This window comes from Bradyrhizobium ottawaense, assembly GCF_002278135.3.
In the GTDB taxonomy this organism is placed as follows: domain Bacteria; phylum Pseudomonadota; class Alphaproteobacteria; order Rhizobiales; family Xanthobacteraceae; genus Bradyrhizobium; species Bradyrhizobium ottawaense.
Genome location: NZ_CP029425.2, coordinates 6,585,907 through 6,602,141, shown reverse-complemented (window position 1 = coordinate 6,602,141; position 16,235 = coordinate 6,585,907). Strand labels below are relative to the sequence as shown.

General features: G+C 63.1%; 12 protein-coding genes. 3 read left to right on the top strand and 9 right to left on the bottom strand.

Annotation, left to right across the window (positions count from 1 at the left end):
* Position 1: 1 nt before the first annotated feature.
* Complete coding sequence (locus CIT37_RS31260) at positions 2-3,910, bottom strand: RHS repeat domain-containing protein (protein WP_095424435.1); 3,909 nt, start codon at positions 3,908-3,910, stop codon at positions 2-4.
* A 121-nt stretch (positions 3,911-4,031) separates the two neighbouring features.
* On the opposite strand from CIT37_RS31260, the gene CIT37_RS31255 reads away from it, so the two are divergent.
* Positions 4,032-4,367, top strand: coding sequence for a hypothetical protein (locus CIT37_RS31255; protein ID WP_152036281.1), 336 nt, complete (start codon positions 4,032-4,034; stop codon positions 4,365-4,367).
* A 98-nt stretch (positions 4,368-4,465) separates the two neighbouring features.
* Here the strand turns inward: CIT37_RS31255 and CIT37_RS31250 are convergent, their stop codons facing one another.
* The 5 genes from CIT37_RS31250 to CIT37_RS31230 form a co-directional block, all read right to left on the bottom strand.
* Positions 4,466-5,857 (bottom strand): hypothetical protein, encoded by a 1,392-nt coding sequence (locus CIT37_RS31250; RefSeq protein ID WP_028141797.1) that lies wholly within the window; start codon positions 5,855-5,857, stop codon positions 4,466-4,468.
* Positions 5,854-7,131, bottom strand: coding sequence for a glycosyltransferase family 4 protein (locus tag CIT37_RS31245; RefSeq protein WP_028141796.1), 1,278 nt, complete (start codon positions 7,129-7,131; stop codon positions 5,854-5,856). The genes CIT37_RS31250 and CIT37_RS31245 overlap by 4 nt, the downstream gene beginning before the upstream one ends.
* 30 nt (positions 7,132-7,161) lie before the next feature.
* On the bottom strand, positions 7,162-8,442 hold the full coding sequence (locus tag CIT37_RS31240) for a hypothetical protein (protein WP_244611295.1): 1,281 nt from the start codon (positions 8,440-8,442) through the stop codon (positions 7,162-7,164).
* Between the two features lie 160 nt (positions 8,443-8,602).
* Positions 8,603-9,742 carry a glycosyltransferase gene (locus CIT37_RS31235; RefSeq protein WP_095424437.1) on the bottom strand — a complete coding sequence of 380 codons (1,140 nt, stop codon included), beginning with the start codon at positions 9,740-9,742 and terminating at the stop codon, positions 8,603-8,605.
* A gap of 258 nt (positions 9,743-10,000) precedes the next feature.
* A complete protein-coding gene (locus CIT37_RS31230; protein ID WP_038951063.1) occupies positions 10,001-11,104 on the bottom strand; it encodes a glycosyltransferase family 4 protein in 1,104 nt (367 codons plus the stop codon).
* Between the two features lie 183 nt (positions 11,105-11,287).
* Here CIT37_RS31230 and CIT37_RS31225 point away from each other — a divergent pair, with 183 nt between their 5' ends.
* The gene (locus CIT37_RS31225) at positions 11,288-12,163 is read left to right on the top strand and encodes an aldose 1-epimerase family protein (protein WP_095424459.1); all 876 of its coding nucleotides are present in this window, start codon (positions 11,288-11,290) and stop codon (positions 12,161-12,163) included.
* Between the two features lie 28 nt (positions 12,164-12,191).
* Here the strand turns inward: CIT37_RS31225 and CIT37_RS31220 are convergent, their stop codons facing one another.
* Both CIT37_RS31220 and CIT37_RS31215 read right to left on the bottom strand, forming a co-directional pair.
* Positions 12,192-13,040: an MBL fold metallo-hydrolase gene (locus tag CIT37_RS31220; RefSeq protein WP_095424438.1), complete on the bottom strand. Its 849-nt coding sequence runs from the start codon at positions 13,038-13,040 to the stop codon at positions 12,192-12,194.
* Between the two features lie 93 nt (positions 13,041-13,133).
* The gene (locus CIT37_RS31215) at positions 13,134-14,291 is read right to left on the bottom strand and encodes an acyltransferase family protein (protein ID WP_038972567.1); all 1,158 of its coding nucleotides are present in this window, start codon (positions 14,289-14,291) and stop codon (positions 13,134-13,136) included.
* A gap of 294 nt (positions 14,292-14,585) precedes the next feature.
* Between CIT37_RS31215 and CIT37_RS31210 the strand changes: the two genes are divergently transcribed.
* Positions 14,586-15,401, top strand: coding sequence for a response regulator transcription factor (locus tag CIT37_RS31210; protein WP_038972568.1), 816 nt, complete (start codon positions 14,586-14,588; stop codon positions 15,399-15,401).
* A gap of 10 nt (positions 15,402-15,411) precedes the next feature.
* Here CIT37_RS31210 and CIT37_RS31205 read toward each other — a convergent pair whose 3' ends face one another.
* Positions 15,412-16,164 carry a transglycosylase SLT domain-containing protein gene (locus tag CIT37_RS31205; protein ID WP_095424439.1) on the bottom strand — a complete coding sequence of 251 codons (753 nt, stop codon included), beginning with the start codon at positions 16,162-16,164 and terminating at the stop codon, positions 15,412-15,414.
* Positions 16,165-16,235: the final 71 nt, after the last annotated feature.

Below are 16,235 nucleotides of genomic sequence, written 5' to 3'. Positions count from 1 at the left end.
CTCAGACGAACAAGAAATCGTGGCTCGTCAGGCTGCTGACATAGACGTTCTTCAGCAGGATCGAATCATTGGCCGAGAACGTGATCAGCGCATTCGTGCCGGACTGCGTGATCTGCAGGTGACTGTAGTCAGCGGCCAGGAGCTTCGAGATCTGGACCACGTCGTGGGTTGTGCCGTCACCGGCCTGGAAGTTGAGGATCTGGTCCTGGCCGTGATCGTAGGCAACCGTTGTCGAGTTTGGCGCGGCCGAGAACACGTCATTGCCCGCCCCGCCCTGGATCGTCACGCCGCCGGCGACGGCTGTGACATTGTGGGTGCCGTCGGCCTTGGTCTGGTCGAAGAATTGCAGCGCGCTGGCGGAGTTGTAATTCTCGTGCTGCGTCGTCCCGGTCTGTCCGTTGAAGTTGAACAGGAAGACGTCCTTCGAGCCGTCGGTGTTGTTGGCGATCTCCTGGGTCTTGGTGCCAGCGCTGTTGTAGATGTCGGTCAGCTTGCTGCCGTCGTCATGGATGACCTGGGTATAGTCCAGGGTGCCGTCGGCGTGCGTCCGGGTGAGCTCGACCATCTTGCCCGAGGCATCGAGGTGCTGATGCTGGGTCGTATAGGACTGCCCGGTGATGTTGTAGTTCCAGTTGTCGGATGTGCCGTCGGCGTTCTTGATGTAGGCAGCGCTCTTCACGCCGCCGGCATAGACGGTCGTGGAGCTGTAACCGTCGCTCTTGGTCGTTACCTCACTGGTGATGACGCCGTTGGCATCGTACCAGTCGGAGGTCTTGGTGCCGTCGGCGCTCTGCTCCAGCGTGAAGGCCAGGCTGTTGTCCGCGTGGGTGCGAACAATATCGGTGAGGAAGCCGGTGGAATCGTAACTGTCGTGCTCGTTCGTGTAGTTCTGGCCGACGACGTTGAACTGGAAGACGTCCTTCGACCCGTCGGCGTGGTAGTCGGTTTCCGTCTTCTTGACCCCTGATGCATCGTAGTTGGTCACCACGCTGCTGCCGTCGCTGTTGACGACCTGGGTATAGTCGAGCGAGTTGTCGGCATGCCAGCGGGTCACCTCGGTGGTCTGGCCGGATGGATCGAGGTGCTGGTACTGCGTGGTATAGCTCTGCCCGGTGATGTTGTAGCTGTAATTGTCGTGACTCATGTCCGCGTTGGTGATGTATGCCGCGGTCTTCACGCCATTGGTGTACACCGTGGTCGAGCTGTAACCGCTCGGCTTCTGGACCACCTCGCTGGTCAGCACGCCGCTGGCATCGTACCAGTCCGTGGTCTTGGCCCCATCGGCGCTCTGCACCAGCTTGAACGCCATGCTGCCGTCGGCGTGCTTGCGAATCAGCGTGGTGAGGAGGCCGGTCGCATCGTAGATGTCGTGTTCAGTCGTGTAGGTCTGGCCGGTGATGTTGAAGAGGAAAACGTCCTTGCTGCCGTCGGCGTGATAGTCGGTTTCCTTGGTCCGCGTTCCCGCGGCATCATAATTGGTGACGACGCTGCTGCCGTCGCCGTTGATCACCTGGGTATAGTCGAGCGTGCCGTCGGCATGCTTTCGGGTGACGGCGGTGACCTTGCCCGTGGGATCGACGTGCTGGATCAGCGTGGTGTAGCTCTGGCCGGTGATGCCGTAGGCATAATTGTCCTGGCTGCCGTCGGCATTCTTCACGTAGGCGTTGGTCTTGACCCCGTTGCTGTAGAGCGTGGTCGAGGAGAAGCCGTCGGCCTTCTGGATCACCTCGCTGGTGAGGCTGCCGGCGGCATTGTACCAATCGGTCGTCTTGGTGCCGTCGGTCGTCTGAGTGAGCTTGAAGGCGAGGCTGCCGTCGGTGTGCAGCCGCGTCAGGCTGGTGAGAAAGCCAGTCGAATTGTAGACATCGTGCTCGGTCGTGTAGTTCTGGCCCGTGATGTTGTAGGTCCAGACATCCTTGCTGTGGTCGGCATGATAGGCGGTCTCGACCAGCTTGACGCCGGTGGCGCTATAGGTGGTGATCACGCTGCTGCCGTCGGCGTTGTAGACCTGCGTCGAGTCCAGCGAGCCGTCGGCATGGCTGCGGGTCACCGAGGTGACCTTTCCGGATGCATCGAGATGCTGCACCTGGGTGGTGAAGCTCTTGCCCGTGATGCCGTAGGTGTAATTGTCTTGCGAGCCATCGGCATTCTTGACGTAGGCGGCCGTCTTCACACCGCTCGTGTAGAGCGTGGTGGAGTAATAGCCGTCGGACTTCTGGACGACTTCGCTCAGAAGGGTTCCGGCCGTGTTGTAGGTGTCGGTGGTCCTGGTTGCGTCGGTGTCGACATGAACGAATTTCGTCTTCACGCCGCCGGTGTAGCTGATCAGGTCCTTGGAACCATCGGTGTAGGCGACGGTGGTCGAGGTCGGCTGTCCGCTTGAGTTCAGGCCGGTGTCCGACTTCGACACAAGCGATCCGCTGGAATTATAGGTCTTCGTGCTGCTCCAGGTCGCAGCCGAGTTCGTCACCGAGAACGAGTAGCCGCCCTGGATCTTGGAGAGGGCGCTGCCGTAATGGGCGATCATGTAGTCCATGGTCGCCTTCGAGGCGACCGGAAGGACGTGCGAGTCGGTCAGCGTGATGGTCTGCAGGGCCGTGGAGTCGCTGAGGTCGGACAGTTGCGGCACGATCTCGGCGGCCGTGCCGCTGACAGTGGTCCTTGTATCCGGCGGAGTCGTGGTCGTTGGAGGCGCGTCGATCTCGATGATCAGCGGGTGATCGCTGACCGGGATGGTGATCGTGCTGACGTCGGTGTAGCTGGCGATCGCCGTGGTCCCCGTCAGCGTGTCGTACACCTTCACCGAATGATGCACGCCGCCGAGATTCACCGTGACGGTCTCGGTCGGATTGGAAATCTCGGTGTCGTTGGCATCCTTCCAGAGCTTCGGCTCCGCCCACACGACGAGCTCGTAGGCGCCGTTGCTCTTGCCGAGCACCATGCTGTTGCCTGTGGCTGGCATGTTGCTCAGGGTGTAGTTCAACGGATCAGTCGGCTGCAGGCCGCCCTTGCCGTCGTCGGCCAGAATGGTCGTCAGGTTGTGAATGGCGGTGGCGGCGAGCTTCGGCGTCCCGTCGGAATTGAACAGTCCGAAATTGGCTTCGGGATTGGTATTGCCGGCGGAGGAGTCGCGGTCGAACAGCTCGTAGAGATAAGTCTCGCTGACGCCGGCCTTGTAGGCATCGACCAGGGTGTTCAGGATCGATTTGGCCTGCACCGTCTCGTTGACACCGAGATATTGGGTGTTGGCTTGCGTGGTGTAGCCGGTCTCGGTGATGACGACCGGCTTTCCCGGGGCCGCGGCCATCACTGCGCTCAGCGTTGCCGAAATCGAGCTGCCGGTCGTCAGGCTGGTGCTGACATAGGCGTGGGCGTTGGCGTAGTCGACCGAGCCCGACATGTCGCCGAGCTGGCTGTAGCCTTGCGGATCGTTGTAGGCCAGTGACAGATTGTAGACCGGGATGCTGCCGAGCGCGGCGTTGGCGTTGACGGCCTGATAGAGCGCGCTCTGGAACTGAGCTGCGGCGGTAAGGCTCGAACTGCCGTTGTAGCTGAAGGGCTGGTGATTGGCCTCGTTGAGCCCTTCGATCGCGCTGATGCTGCCCGGGTGGCTTGCCGCGAACTTCTGGAGCGAGGCGATGTAGTTCTGCAGCCCGGTTGTGCCCGTCTGGGGCAGCGCCGATGACACCAGGAAGTCGAACTTGTAGCCGGCAGCGGCCAGACCCTCGACAACGGGTTGCGCGGCCGGGCTGGTCCCCATCGCGTCGCGGAGATGGGTGACGCCGAGATACTCGAGGTCATCGACCATCAGCGCGAGATTGTTGTAGCCGGTCCAGCCGAAGCCGGCGTGCGTGTTGACGCCGATGGAGTCGATGAAGCCGCTGGCGGACAGGATGGTTTGATCGGACATTGCACACTCGAGTTTCAGCGCGAACGAAATTGCTCGCAGGGATTGCGTTCAAGCTTCTCTGTCGAGTGTGAATTTCAGATAAAAATGGAAGCTACAAATCGCGAGCGAAACGAGGTTCCTTGTGCAGGAACAGACTTGCTCTGTGTTGCAGCAGAATATTGATGCGATGCCCGGGCAGCATGGCGTGAGGAAGGCGCTTTCAAGATTTTCGCGATTTGCGCTGCTGAATGTATGCGCAGGCCGCGCGAATTGGATTTTATATGACAGATCTGAGCGAGCGGTCGGCGCGCTCGCGGCGCGCGAGATCGGCAAGGAGCAGCAAGACATTTTCTCGCTGGCCGTCAATCGAAGTATCTTCGTCTCATTCCTTCGCAGCTCGCGCTTTCCTGCACGGGAAGTTCGCAGATGCCGCTTCCATGGGCGGTCAAACCAATCAATTTGCTCGCAATGGTTGTGATGCTCAGGGATGGTGCAGCGTTCGCCGCGGAAACTGCTGATGAAGACCCGGTTCCGTATCGGAACCAGATTCGCTTCGCATAACGCTGGTGCGGCCAATCAGCCGCGGCGGGCCAGCATTAGAAAATCTCCGCGCCATCCGATGACCGCCGTTGCAATCGCGGCGATCGCGATCTTGCCGGCCAGCCATGCCGCGGGCTCCGTCGGTATCGAACCGAGCGATCCGATCAGGATTGCGGCCACCCCCGCCTGCATGACCAACGGCCAGCGCGGGAGCGCCTCAAACCGCAGCGTGGGGCCGAGTGCGACCAGTATGGTCGCGAGCGTGGCGAGCGAAGCACAGCTGACTGCCGCTCGCGGCGACAGGCCGGCCGATACCGCGACCGCGGCGAAGGACACGACGAGGGCGAGCTGGCCGGCCGCGACGACGACGAGCCTGGTCGCCAGCTTCTCGAGGTGGGGAACGACCGCGATCGTCGCCTGCAGATGGGTGTGCAGGAAATAAAAGGCGGCGACCGTTGGGGCCGTCTCCAGAAAGCCATCCAGGCTGGCCTGCGGCACCAGGATACGGGCTGCATCTGGAATAAATCCAATCAGACCACCGAGCAGCACGAGGGTCGTGCAGATCATGAATTCGAACATCCGCCGCGCCGACTGCACCGATTTTGCGCTGCCTCCGTGTTCGAAGTCGTTGACCACTTCCGGATAGCTCACGGTGTGGATCGCTGCATTGAGGACCCAGAAGGGACGCTGCAGGAGGTCAAGCGCAATCGAAAAGCCCGCCCCGGCTCCGGTCGCACCCAGCTGGCCGACGACGATGACACGGAGCAGCACCGGCACCGACAGATGGATAACCGACGCGCCTGCCGCAAGCATGCCGTAGCGGGAGAAATCCTTCCAGTCGGCCAGCATCGTCTGCAGCGGGACGGGCTCCATCGGCGTGCGATAGGCGACAAGGCCGGCGAGCAGGCCGAGGGCGTGACCCGAGGCAATACCGAGCAGCGCCGCTTCCGCCGTTCCCGAGATCATTGCCCCCGCGGCGGCTCCGATCAGGAGGGCGGTGGCACGCAACGCAAGCAGAAAGGATGCGATGCCCAGCCGGTCGGACAGGCGGACCGACAGGAAGTAGAGATCCGTCAAGCCCTGTAGCACGGATATGCCGAGACCCAAGGCGACGATCCGCGTCGGGAGCACGCTGGCCAGAGACGCGCAACTCCCGACCACGACGAGCGCGGCTGCGCTCGACAGGCCTGCTGCAAACAGCGACCACCTCAGCCGCGCCGCCTCGTTTTCTTTGGCTGCCGCCAGAAACCGCAACCCGGCCAGCTGCAGCCACTCGAACATCAGGACGCAGAGCAATTGGCTCGAGGCCAGCGCGAGGGAAAAGTTGGTGTAGTCGGCGGCGGGCAACAGATGGCTGATCGCGAAGATCAGGATGATCGCCGCGGCGCTCTGGTAGACATAGCCCGCCATCGCGAGGAGGCGTGTCATCGCGGAATGAGGCGCTCCTTGCCGACGATCGACGGCCCCTGCGACGCTTCGGCCGTTGCTGCGCGCACGTGCGACATCCGCTGCTCGCGCAATTGTTCATACAGGTTCTTGTATGAAGACAGCACGTCAGAGAATATCCATTTGTTGGTATCCGCGATCAGGCGCCGGCTGATCTCGTCGATCTTGTGCGGATCGGCTGCGACCGCGAGCATGCTCCTGGCCAGGGATTGTGGATCGGCTTCGGTCAGCCAGCCGGTCACCCCGTGCTCGATGACCTCGGGCATGCCGCCGAAGCGCGTTCCGAGCAGCGGCCTGCCGGCAGCCTTGGCATCTGCGACGACGAGCGGACCGGGGTCGTGCCAGATGGAGGGCGCGATTACGACGTCGACCTGCTTGTAGAAATCGTCCGGCACCACGAAGCCCATGAACTCGATCCGCGCATCAGGCGCGAGCGCCCTGAGGCGCCGTTGCTCCTCCTCGCTGACCCGTCCGGCGATCATCATGCGAATCCGATCACGGGGCAGCTGAGCAAGGGCCTGCATCAAATTGTCGATGCCCTTTTCCTCGGTGAGGCGGCCGATAAACCCGAACGTCACTTCCGTGGTGCAGACCGGCCGAGGGTAGGGCTCGCGCGGCGGCTCGGTCGAGGCGTTGCGGATCACTGTGCGGATCGGCGTCTCCGAGAACATGCCCATGTCGGTATGAATGGACAGGACGCGCTCGCTCACGCCGACCACGGCGCTGAGCCAATGCGTGGCGCGCTTGCGATGAAAGCTCAGAATTCCGCAGCTCGTGCAGGTGTGCTCGCAGGACCGTCCGTTCTCGAAGCGGGAGCAGCGCGGGCAGGTCAGATAATAGTCATGAAGCGTATGGAGCACGGGGACCCCGAGCTGGGCGGCAACGCGCCAGACCGCGGTGGTGAGTCCCGACAGATTGTTGGAGTGCAGCACGTCCGGCTTGAAGGCCCGGATGCGTTCCGCGATCAGGGGGGCCTGCATCTGCCAGTCGTCGATCGCGTGCCAGATGCTGCGCAATGCGACGTTCTTCTGCTCCGTGAAGGGCAGATACACGTTTCGCACCGGCGCGGAATAGACGTTAATGCCGTCGCAGGTTTCCGGAGCCTGATGAGGCGTAGATGCGGCCCGGATCACTTCCACCTCGTCACCGCGTTGCACCAGGCCTTCGGCGAAGCGCCGGGCGAAGATCTCCGCGCCGCCGACGATCTTTGGGGCCTGAGGCGTTGGATAAAGCGTGGACGTCAAAAGAACTTTCATCGCGTCAACCTCATGTCTGCAAAATCGCGTCTACCGCGCCGGCCTGATCTCCAGGGCGGGAACGGCACTGTCATTGGCTGCAATCAGAACCGGTGTGCTCGAAACGGGGATCCAGACCCCGGACGCAGGCCTTGCCGCCTGGTCGCACGGCATCGCAAAGCTTGCGCCCTGTTGATCGCCCTTGAGCCGGATCTCGTAACGTCGGTCCGGGGCCTCGGACCAGACCGCAACTCTGCCGCCGGAAGTCGTCGATGCATTGATCGACACGACGCCGCTGGCGAGCTCGCGGCGCTCGGCACTCAGGCTGGGGCGAATGAAGGCCCAGGCCCCCTGGGCCGCGCAGGCAACCGGCTTTGGCGAATTATCGAAACGATAGAGTCCGAAATTATCCTCCAGCTCCGACGGGTTCTTTCCACTGTCCTTGAGCTCGTAGAGCCACATGCCCTTGAGCCAGCGTGTCGCGGTCGACGCCCACAGGATCAGCTGCGCGGTATTGTCGGCCTGGGCCTGCTCGCTGACGCCGCATTTGTTGGTGGCCGTGGTCCAGCCCGTCTCGGTGACATAGATCGGGAAGTCAGGATTTCCGCTGGCCTGGCCGACCATGCGGTGAAACGCCGTGAGCCGGTCGATGATCTCGGCCGACGTGCGTTTGCTCGGGCCCATGCAGAAATTGTAGAGATGGATCGAAGCACCGTCCGCATGCTGAAGAATGCCGGTTCGCAGCATCTTCTCCGTCCATGTCCAGCCCGGATCGTCGCCAAGAGCTCCGATCAGGAAAGGCGCATGCGGTGCTACGCGCTTCACCGCCGGCCGCGCGACTTGCGCGAGCGCCAGATAGTTCTCCGGCGAGAACGCCGGATCCTTCTTTGCCGCCAGATTCCATTCGTTCCAGAGCTCGAAGACCGGATGCTGCGCCACGACCGATTGCGCCGCCGCCGCGGCATAATCGGCGAACCGCTGCCGGGCCTCATCGGTGGTCGGTGGCGAGGAATTCGGAACCAGATGATGGCCGAAGGCGAGGATCAGGAGAGGGCGCGCGACGCCGGACCTGACCTGCGCTTCGAGCCTGCCGAGCCTGGGCGTGAAGCCCATCCGGCGTCCCCCCACCTCGAAATCGGACCAGGGAAAATCATCGCGGAAGGCGTTGAGGCCGAGTTGCTTGATCTGTGCGACGTTTTCCGAAGGAACGTATCCGCGCGCGCTCACCGGGCCACCCAGCCCCTGATGCGTGCCGACGCCCAGCAGGAATCGAGCATCGAGCGGTTGCGCCTGCTGTGCGCAGACAGAGACCGGCAGAAAAATCGATGCCATGAGGCCCGCGAGGCGGAAGCTGCCGCGAGCCAAGGTGCGTGAGAATATCATCGGCTAGATCATGCTCGCGAGACGGCGTTCGCGCTGACACCCAGTCCGGTCCATGACATCGCCATCGCGATCTCCTGTATCTGCGACGGCAAGTGTGAACGTCGAGCCATCAGAAATTCTTGGAGAGGTCCGACCGCAGCCCCGCCTTCGCGTCGATCGGTGTCCGGTCGTCGTGGAGCAGCTCGGCATAGACCTGCTGCAATTGCCCATGCGTCTTCTGAACGTCATAAAACTGCTTGAACCGGTCGTAGCCGCGTTGTCCCAGCACCTTGAGGTCGAGATCGAGTGCTCGCCGGAAACCGTCGACGAGCGGCTGGACCGCGACGGGCTCGCAAAGCACGCCGGTCACGCCATCGACGACGATCTCGGGCAATGCTCCGCTGCGGAACGCCAGGATGGGTTTGGCCGCGCGCATCGCTTCCAGGGCAACGAGGCCGAAGGCCTCCCATCGTGACGGGATCACGACGAGGTCGGCGGCCTCGAGCTGGGTCTCGATGGTCGGGCGATCGAGCCAGCCCAGCAGGGACACGTTGGACGGGACGCTAGGGCCTTCGTACTTGTTGACGACGGAGGCGCCGATCATGCGGATCTCCAGCACATCCTCGAGCGAGCGTGCCGCCTCGATCAGGAGATCAAAGCCCTTCTGGCGGTCCAGCCGTCCGATGAACAGCACCTTGACCTTTTTGGAGGTCCAGTCCGCCGCGACAGGCTGCGGTGTGCGGCTCTTCGAGATGCCGTTATGGACGAGGGTGAGGCGCTCGGCGGGAATTCCGGCGCGGACGGCTTCGTTGAACTCGTCGCTCGAGATGCAGATGATTCGGTCCGACGTGCGTGCAAGGAGGTTCTCCGCCGCTTTCGTCACGAGATGACTGAGGCGGCCGGTCTCGCGCGAAAACGCCCAGCCGTGCGGGCAATAGACGACGCGCGGACCGTCGGAGCGGGCCGCCAGCGCCGGGCGCAGCACGAGGCCCGCAAACGAGGAGTGCAGGTGGACGACATCAGGACGAAAGGCATCCAGCGCTTGCATGCTTGCGCGCAACATCTGGAATAGCCCGGCGATGCCGCGGCCGGATCGTTCGAACGTCGTAATCTGGTTGTCATCGATCGCCGGAAGATCGCGGCGATGATCCGACGGCACGACGTAGTGCACGTTCCCGGCGCCGAAGCTCGCCTGTTGCTGTGGGTGCAACTCGTTCAGGTAGCTGGCAATCCCGCCCCGGATCGTCTCGGCGATGTGCAGCACTTTCATCGTTTGCCTTCCGTAGGGCCGCGTTGGAGAGGCGGACATCCTGTATCCCTGTTCTGAGTTCGCTAGTGCGAGAGACAGTTCCTCGAATACGTAGCGATATTGGGGCAGCGATGTGGTGATGTTGCGCCAAGCTCTTTGTGCGCACGATGGAAGAAACGAAAAATTCTCGTGGAACCAAGCGCACGTGCGCGAGTTGCAGCCAGTTGCAAATTGTTTGTGCGAAAACCGATGCGCGCGATAAGCGAAGTGCATCGAACTTCAAGCAGCGCTGGCAACGTTTGCCGATGGTGTGAGATGATCGAGCAACGACTTCGCCGACTTTTGCCACGAAAAGAACGCAACGCGTTCCTGCTGCCGCCGGCGCTCCTGATCGGAGATGGCGCCGATTGCCAATCTTTCGAGCATCAGTTGCTTCAACGATTCGGCATCATTGGCGTCAAAATACGCAGCGGCGTCGGCACACGTCTCCACGACGGCATCGGCCGTCGAGGCGATGACCGGGCAACCGAAGATCATCGCTTCGAGCGGCGGCACGCCGAAGCCCTCGTACAGCGAGGGAAACACAAATGCCGATGCATGCGCGTAGAGCGCTGCGATCTCGCTGTCCGTCAGACGCCCGGCGAGCAGCAGGCCGGCAGCGCCCTCGCCCGAATTGTCCTGAAAGACCTTGCTGTTGTCGCCGCCGACGATGACCAGAGGAACGTCAGTCCGGTCGAGCAGCTGGATGGCACGGATCGCGACCGAAAGATTCTTGTTCTTGGTTCTGGAGCCCACATAAAGAAAGAACTTCTGCGGCCGAACGCCGAGCCGGGCAATGATGTCGGGATCAGGGTTCGTCCTGGCGAAGTGTTCGGCGCTATTGGGGAAAACCGGGATCGCCGTTGCTGACAGATTCAGCACCTCGGCAAGCTCTTTGCGCGAAAAGGCCGATACGGTTGCGATGCTTGCGTGCCGAGCGAGCAGCCGGCCCATGGTTCGGTGAACTGCAAGATAGCGCCAGTTGAAGAAGTCGGGCCGGCGAAAGACCTGTGCGTCGTGGATCACCACAATGTGGTCGCGATGGAACACGGGGCCGGAATTGGCGAGACTGATCAAGCGGCCTCCCGCAGCGGCGCGCGCCAGGTCGATTTGGTCCCAGGCGTGCCCGCGCAACCGGCCGACGGCGCGAATCTTGATTCGCTCCAGTTGGAGCTGCTCGCTTGCATCCACGGGCGTCAGCAACTGCCAGTCTGCGTTCCGCAGCGCGGCGGGAGTTTGCTCCGACGCCAGAAGCACGTCGATCGCCTTGACGATCTCGGCGGCATAGCGCTGAACGCCGGTGAGCTTTTGCGACAGAAAGCGGCCGTTGATGAAGAATTTCAATTGGCTACCACATTGGTTGATCGGAGTCCGGGCCGACCTTGCGGCGAAGCAATGCGGAGGACGAGCCGCAAAGGAGCAACCGTTAGGTACAGAAATATGACGCAGCCTCGCACAGTGGAGGCGCTCTGCCTGCATGGCTGGCGCTGCCTTGCTGCGTGCGAGGTCGCGGTGTAGATGTCCGCCATGAGTGACGATACCCACTCCCTCCGCAGCGGAGGGTTGACCGCGACCGTCAAGGCGCACGGCGCCGAGTTGTGCTCGTTGAAGGACGATGTCACCGAGTTCGTCTGGCAGGCCGGGCCGGAATGGCCGCGCCATGCGCCGCTGCTGTTTCCGATCGTGGGGCGCCTTGCCGGGGACGAATTGCGGCACCGGGGCAAGACATACCGGATGACCCAGCATGGCTTTGCGCGCGACAGCCGCTTTGCGTGGGCGGAGCGCGGCGAAAGCCGCTGCACGCTGGTGCTCGAAGACAGCGAGACGACCCGCGCGCTCTATCCGTTCGCGTTCCGTCTGACCGCAATCTATGCGCTCGACGCCGCCGGCCTCGATCTGACACTTTCGATCGCCAACACCGGCAAGGAGACATTGCCGGCTTCGATCGGCGGCCATCCCGCCTTCAATTGGCCCCTCCGGCCCGAGAGCGCGAAAGAGGACTACGCGCTGACCTTTGCGAAGGTGGAATCGTCTCCCGTCCGCCGTCTTGATGGCGGGCTGCTGCGCGCGGCCGAGGAGCCTGGTCCCGTCAAGGGTAATCAGCTCGCCTTGTCCGAATCCCTGTTCGTCGATGACGCCATCATCTTCGACCGGATCGACAGCAACGCGGTCCGCTATGCTGCGTCCTCCAGCCCCTGGCTGAAAATGTCCTGGCGCGGCTTTCGCGAGCTCGGCGTCTGGTCGAAACCGTCGGGCGCGCCGTTCCTCTGTATCGAGCCCTGGCGCGGCTATGCCAGTCCCGCCGGCTTTGACGGCGAATTCACGGACAAGCCGGGCCTGATGCATATCGCGCCGGGTGCGGAAGAGCGCTTGTCGTTCCGGATCGAGGTCGGAACGTCTTGAGGCCGAAGGGCGAACCGATCGTCGGCCCTCAGACCTCGATGCGCGTGAGATCCTCGCCGAGCACGACCGGCCCCACATAATCCCGCCGGACATCCGCAAGCAGCGCGTTCAGCATGACATCGTCGGCGCGCGGCCGGTGATGGGTCAGCGCGAGCTTCTTGACGCCGGCCTTGGCCGCAACCTTGCCGACGGTGTCGCCGCAGGCGATCGTGAATTTCGCAAGGCGGCGGAGGTGCTCGTTGTTGATCTCCGGCGTTGCGAGAAAACAGCACTGGACGAGCAAATCGGCTCCCTCAGCCAGCCGCTCGAGCCCGGGGCAGGGGACCGTGTCGCCCGAAATTGCAATGACCTTGCCCTCCGCTTCGAAGCGGTAGCCGAGACACATCCATCGCGCGAGAAAGGCCGGCGGCATGTCGAGGCCGTCGCCATGCGACACCAGCTCGGCGCTGATCTTCCAGCGCCCGGTGTCGAGAACGGGCCCTGGTATGATGTCCGTCGCGACCACGGGTTTCCAGCCGCCGAAGGCCGGCTCGCCCTTATCGCGCCAGGTGATGTCCTTGTCGTAGACCTGCGTGATCAGCGTGTCGACGAGCCGCTCGGTATCCGGCGGTCCATAGACGCGCAGCTCGTCCTTGCGTCCGTGCATCCATGAATTCAGCATCACATCGTAGAGGTCGCCGATGTGGTCGAAGTGATGATGCGTGAGAAAAACCGTGTTGATCGCGCCGAGCGGAACGCCGGCCTTGCTGAGCTGCACCACAACGCCGCGGCCTGCGTCGAACAGGATATTCTCGTCGCCGAGCCTGATCAGGGTGGTCGTCGCCATGCGGCGCGGGTCCGGCCGCGGGCCGCCGGTGCCGAGCAGTATGACCTGCATGGTGCCTACTCCAGCGTGAAGTGTCTCCACAGTAGAGTTTAAGGCGGCAATGAAGCAAGCCGCATCGGGCCGGCAGGGACGGAGCGGGGGCGTTCAGCGCGTGCCGGCCGCAGTGGCGGCGATGGTCGGCGGGAGGATTGATCGGTCCGATCCCGCCGATGTCAGACGGTGCGCCAAATCCTGCGCGCGCCGTTCGACCAGATGCCAGGTCGCGCGCGCGACGAGATAGCTCAGCGCGGCGGTGACGACATAGGCGATGAGCAGCGAGACCAGTCCATCGGCGAACGGCCAGAGCTGATGCAGGCCGTAGATCACCGCGAAGTGCGACAGGTACATCGAATAGGAATTGCGGCCGACCGCCTCGAGCGGCTGGAAGCGGATCGCAAGCTTGATGCAGCCGGCAACCAGTGCGCCGAGCACGAGGTTGATCATGAGATAGTTGAATTCGTGCGAGCCGGTTATGCGGTTGGCGACGAAGGACAGCGCGATGAAGACCGCGTAGATCGCTGCGTCCGACCGGGCAAACCCGTCGCGTAGCGCGAAGAACAGCGCGCATCCGACCAGGAAGACCGGAAGCTGGTTCAGGAAGCTGATGTGCAGCGTGGTCCAGACGAACGCTTCGTGACCGGGACCGTAATAGGCGGAGAACAGGGCGAAGGCCCACGGCTTGAACAGGCAGACATTGACGAGATGCAGCACGATCGCCAGCGCGAGATAGAGATGGCGGCGCGAGCCGAACGCGGTGATCAGAAGCGGGAAGACAAGATAGAAGGTCATCTCGGCCGCGATCGACCAGTCGCCGGGCACGACGCTGTTGACGCTGTCCGGCCAGAAGCCGTGCAGGAACGTCGCGGTGAGGATCACTTGAGCTGGCCCGATGCCGCCAGGCGCGTTGTCGCTCGGCCCGGTGCCGTTGATGACGAGGTAGATCGGGATCGCGAGCCAGAACAGTGGCGCGATGCGCAGGAAGCGGCGGATATAGAACTTCCGCGTCGGACTGGTTTCGACACGCTGCGTCCACATCAGGCACATCGTCATGGCGCTGACGAAGTAGAACACGTTGACGCCGGTCCAGCCACACATGAAGGCGTAGTCGACGGCGTGGATATTTGATGGAAACGACTGCGAGACGTGGATGGCCATCACGCCGGCGATGGCGAGGCCGCGCAGGACATCGAGCGTGTGCGAACGGCCGAACGGCGCCGTGCCTTGCTCGGTTCGACCGGCAGCCAACCGGGCCTGCCCCTGCATCACGTCTGCTCCGTGGTTCCACATTGTGCGGGCGGGACAATAGAGGCGCAGGTGGGCCTTCCGAAGCCGAAGGCCATTTTTACGTTAACCGGCGGTTGAGTCCGAAGCCGAATGTGAGGGATCGGCGGCACGGGCCGGCGCAAGGCCCCTGCGGGGGCCGCCCTGCGCTATGATGCGCGGAATGAGAATTGTGGGCCAATTCATACTTAATCCCTAGAGACCATGAGCAATATTGTTTGCGCGTCGCAACGCGCCTAATATTCCGGCAGGCAATTTCGGGGGCTCGAACAAGTCGTGAATGTCCGTTCACATGACAGCGCATTGCGCGGTGACTTGAATTTCCAGGTCGGGTCCCAGGCACACAGGACACCCAAGACCGTGGTTGATTCCGCACTTAAGGAGTTGCGTCCCGCCGGCCGCGAGCGGCTGATCGTCGTCGAGGACGATCCGGTGACGCGGACCATGCTGGTCGGCTATTTCAGCGAGAACAATTTCGACGTGGTCGGCGCCAGTTCCTGCGCTGAGTGCCGCCAGGCGTTGCGCGCCCGAACCGATCTCATCTTCCTGGACGTGCAACTGCCCGATGGCGACGGCTTCGAGCTCGCCAAGGAGATCCAGGCGACCAGCAACGCGGGCATCATCTTCGTGACGCGCCGCGACACCGACGTCGATCGCATCCTCGGCCTCGAGATCGCCGGCGACCACTACGTCACCAAGCCGATCAATCTGCGCGACCTGCTGGCGCGAGCACGCAGCGTGCTGCGGCGACGCTCGCTCGACCGCAAGGCGGCGCGCAACCACAATTCGATCGCCTTCGGCGACTGGATCATCGACCTCACCCGGCGTGAATTGCTCGGCAGCGACGGCAAGCCTGTGGCGCTGACGCGCGCCGAATTCGACCTGCTCGCGGCGCTCGTCGGCGCCGACGGACGGCCGCTCAGCCGTGACTATCTGATCGAGGTCGTCAGCAACCGCCAGGCCGAGGTCGACATCCGCACGGTCGACGCGCTGGTAGCGCGACTGCGCCGCAAGCTCGTCGGCAGCGGTACGCCCGTGATCGCGACCGTCACCGGCGTCGGCTACAAGCTCGCGCTTAGCGAGCGGCTATAGGCACTTGTTGTCAGCGCGATGCGACGCGCTTCCATCGCGCTGCGATACGAGCCTTGATCTGGCTGACCCTGGCCTCGTGCGCGGCCCAATAGGCGCGGCTGGCGGCTGCGGTGCCTTGGCGATAGCGGGCATAGACGGCTTTGGGCTGCGCCGCCATCTTCGGGCGGCTCGCCGGTTTTGCCGGAGCTGCTGCAGGTGCTGCGGAAGTGGGCCGGGGCGCCGGATCCGGAGCGGCCGCAACGTCGGTCTCAAGAGCCTTCGAATTCATGGCGGAAAGACGGTTACGGGCGCGGTTGCAATAGACCTGCGACCGCGCGGTCATCGCTTCCTCGCCATGGCCTGCTCGATACTTCATGAGCGCGCGGCACATGTCCCCGCCAGCCAGCCGCCACGCCTGGCTGAGATAGAGCACCCCATAATGGATGTTGATGTCGGGTTCGGCGAGTTCCGCCTCGCTGCCCTTGAAGCCCAGCATCGCGGCCGTCTCGGGCCGCACCTGCATCAGGCCGATCTCGCCGACGCTGCCGACGACGGCCGAATTGTAGCCGCTTTCGACGAAGACGACCGCTTCGGCGATATCGGCCGGCAAATTGGTGTTTGCGGTTTCTCGCTCGATGATCTTCCGGATCATGGACCGGGATGACGGCGTTTCGCCGGCACCGAGCTCCGTCCTGGAGATCGCCGACGTCGTGTCCGGCCGGCCCAGATCGCCGTCTCCAGCCTGTGCGCAGATCGGGGCCGACAACAGCAGGACGACCGCCACGTGTCTCCACGTCGCGCCGAGATTGGAGTATGCCCGATCCCACAGCATCGGTCCGTCATAGAGCCCCGGAG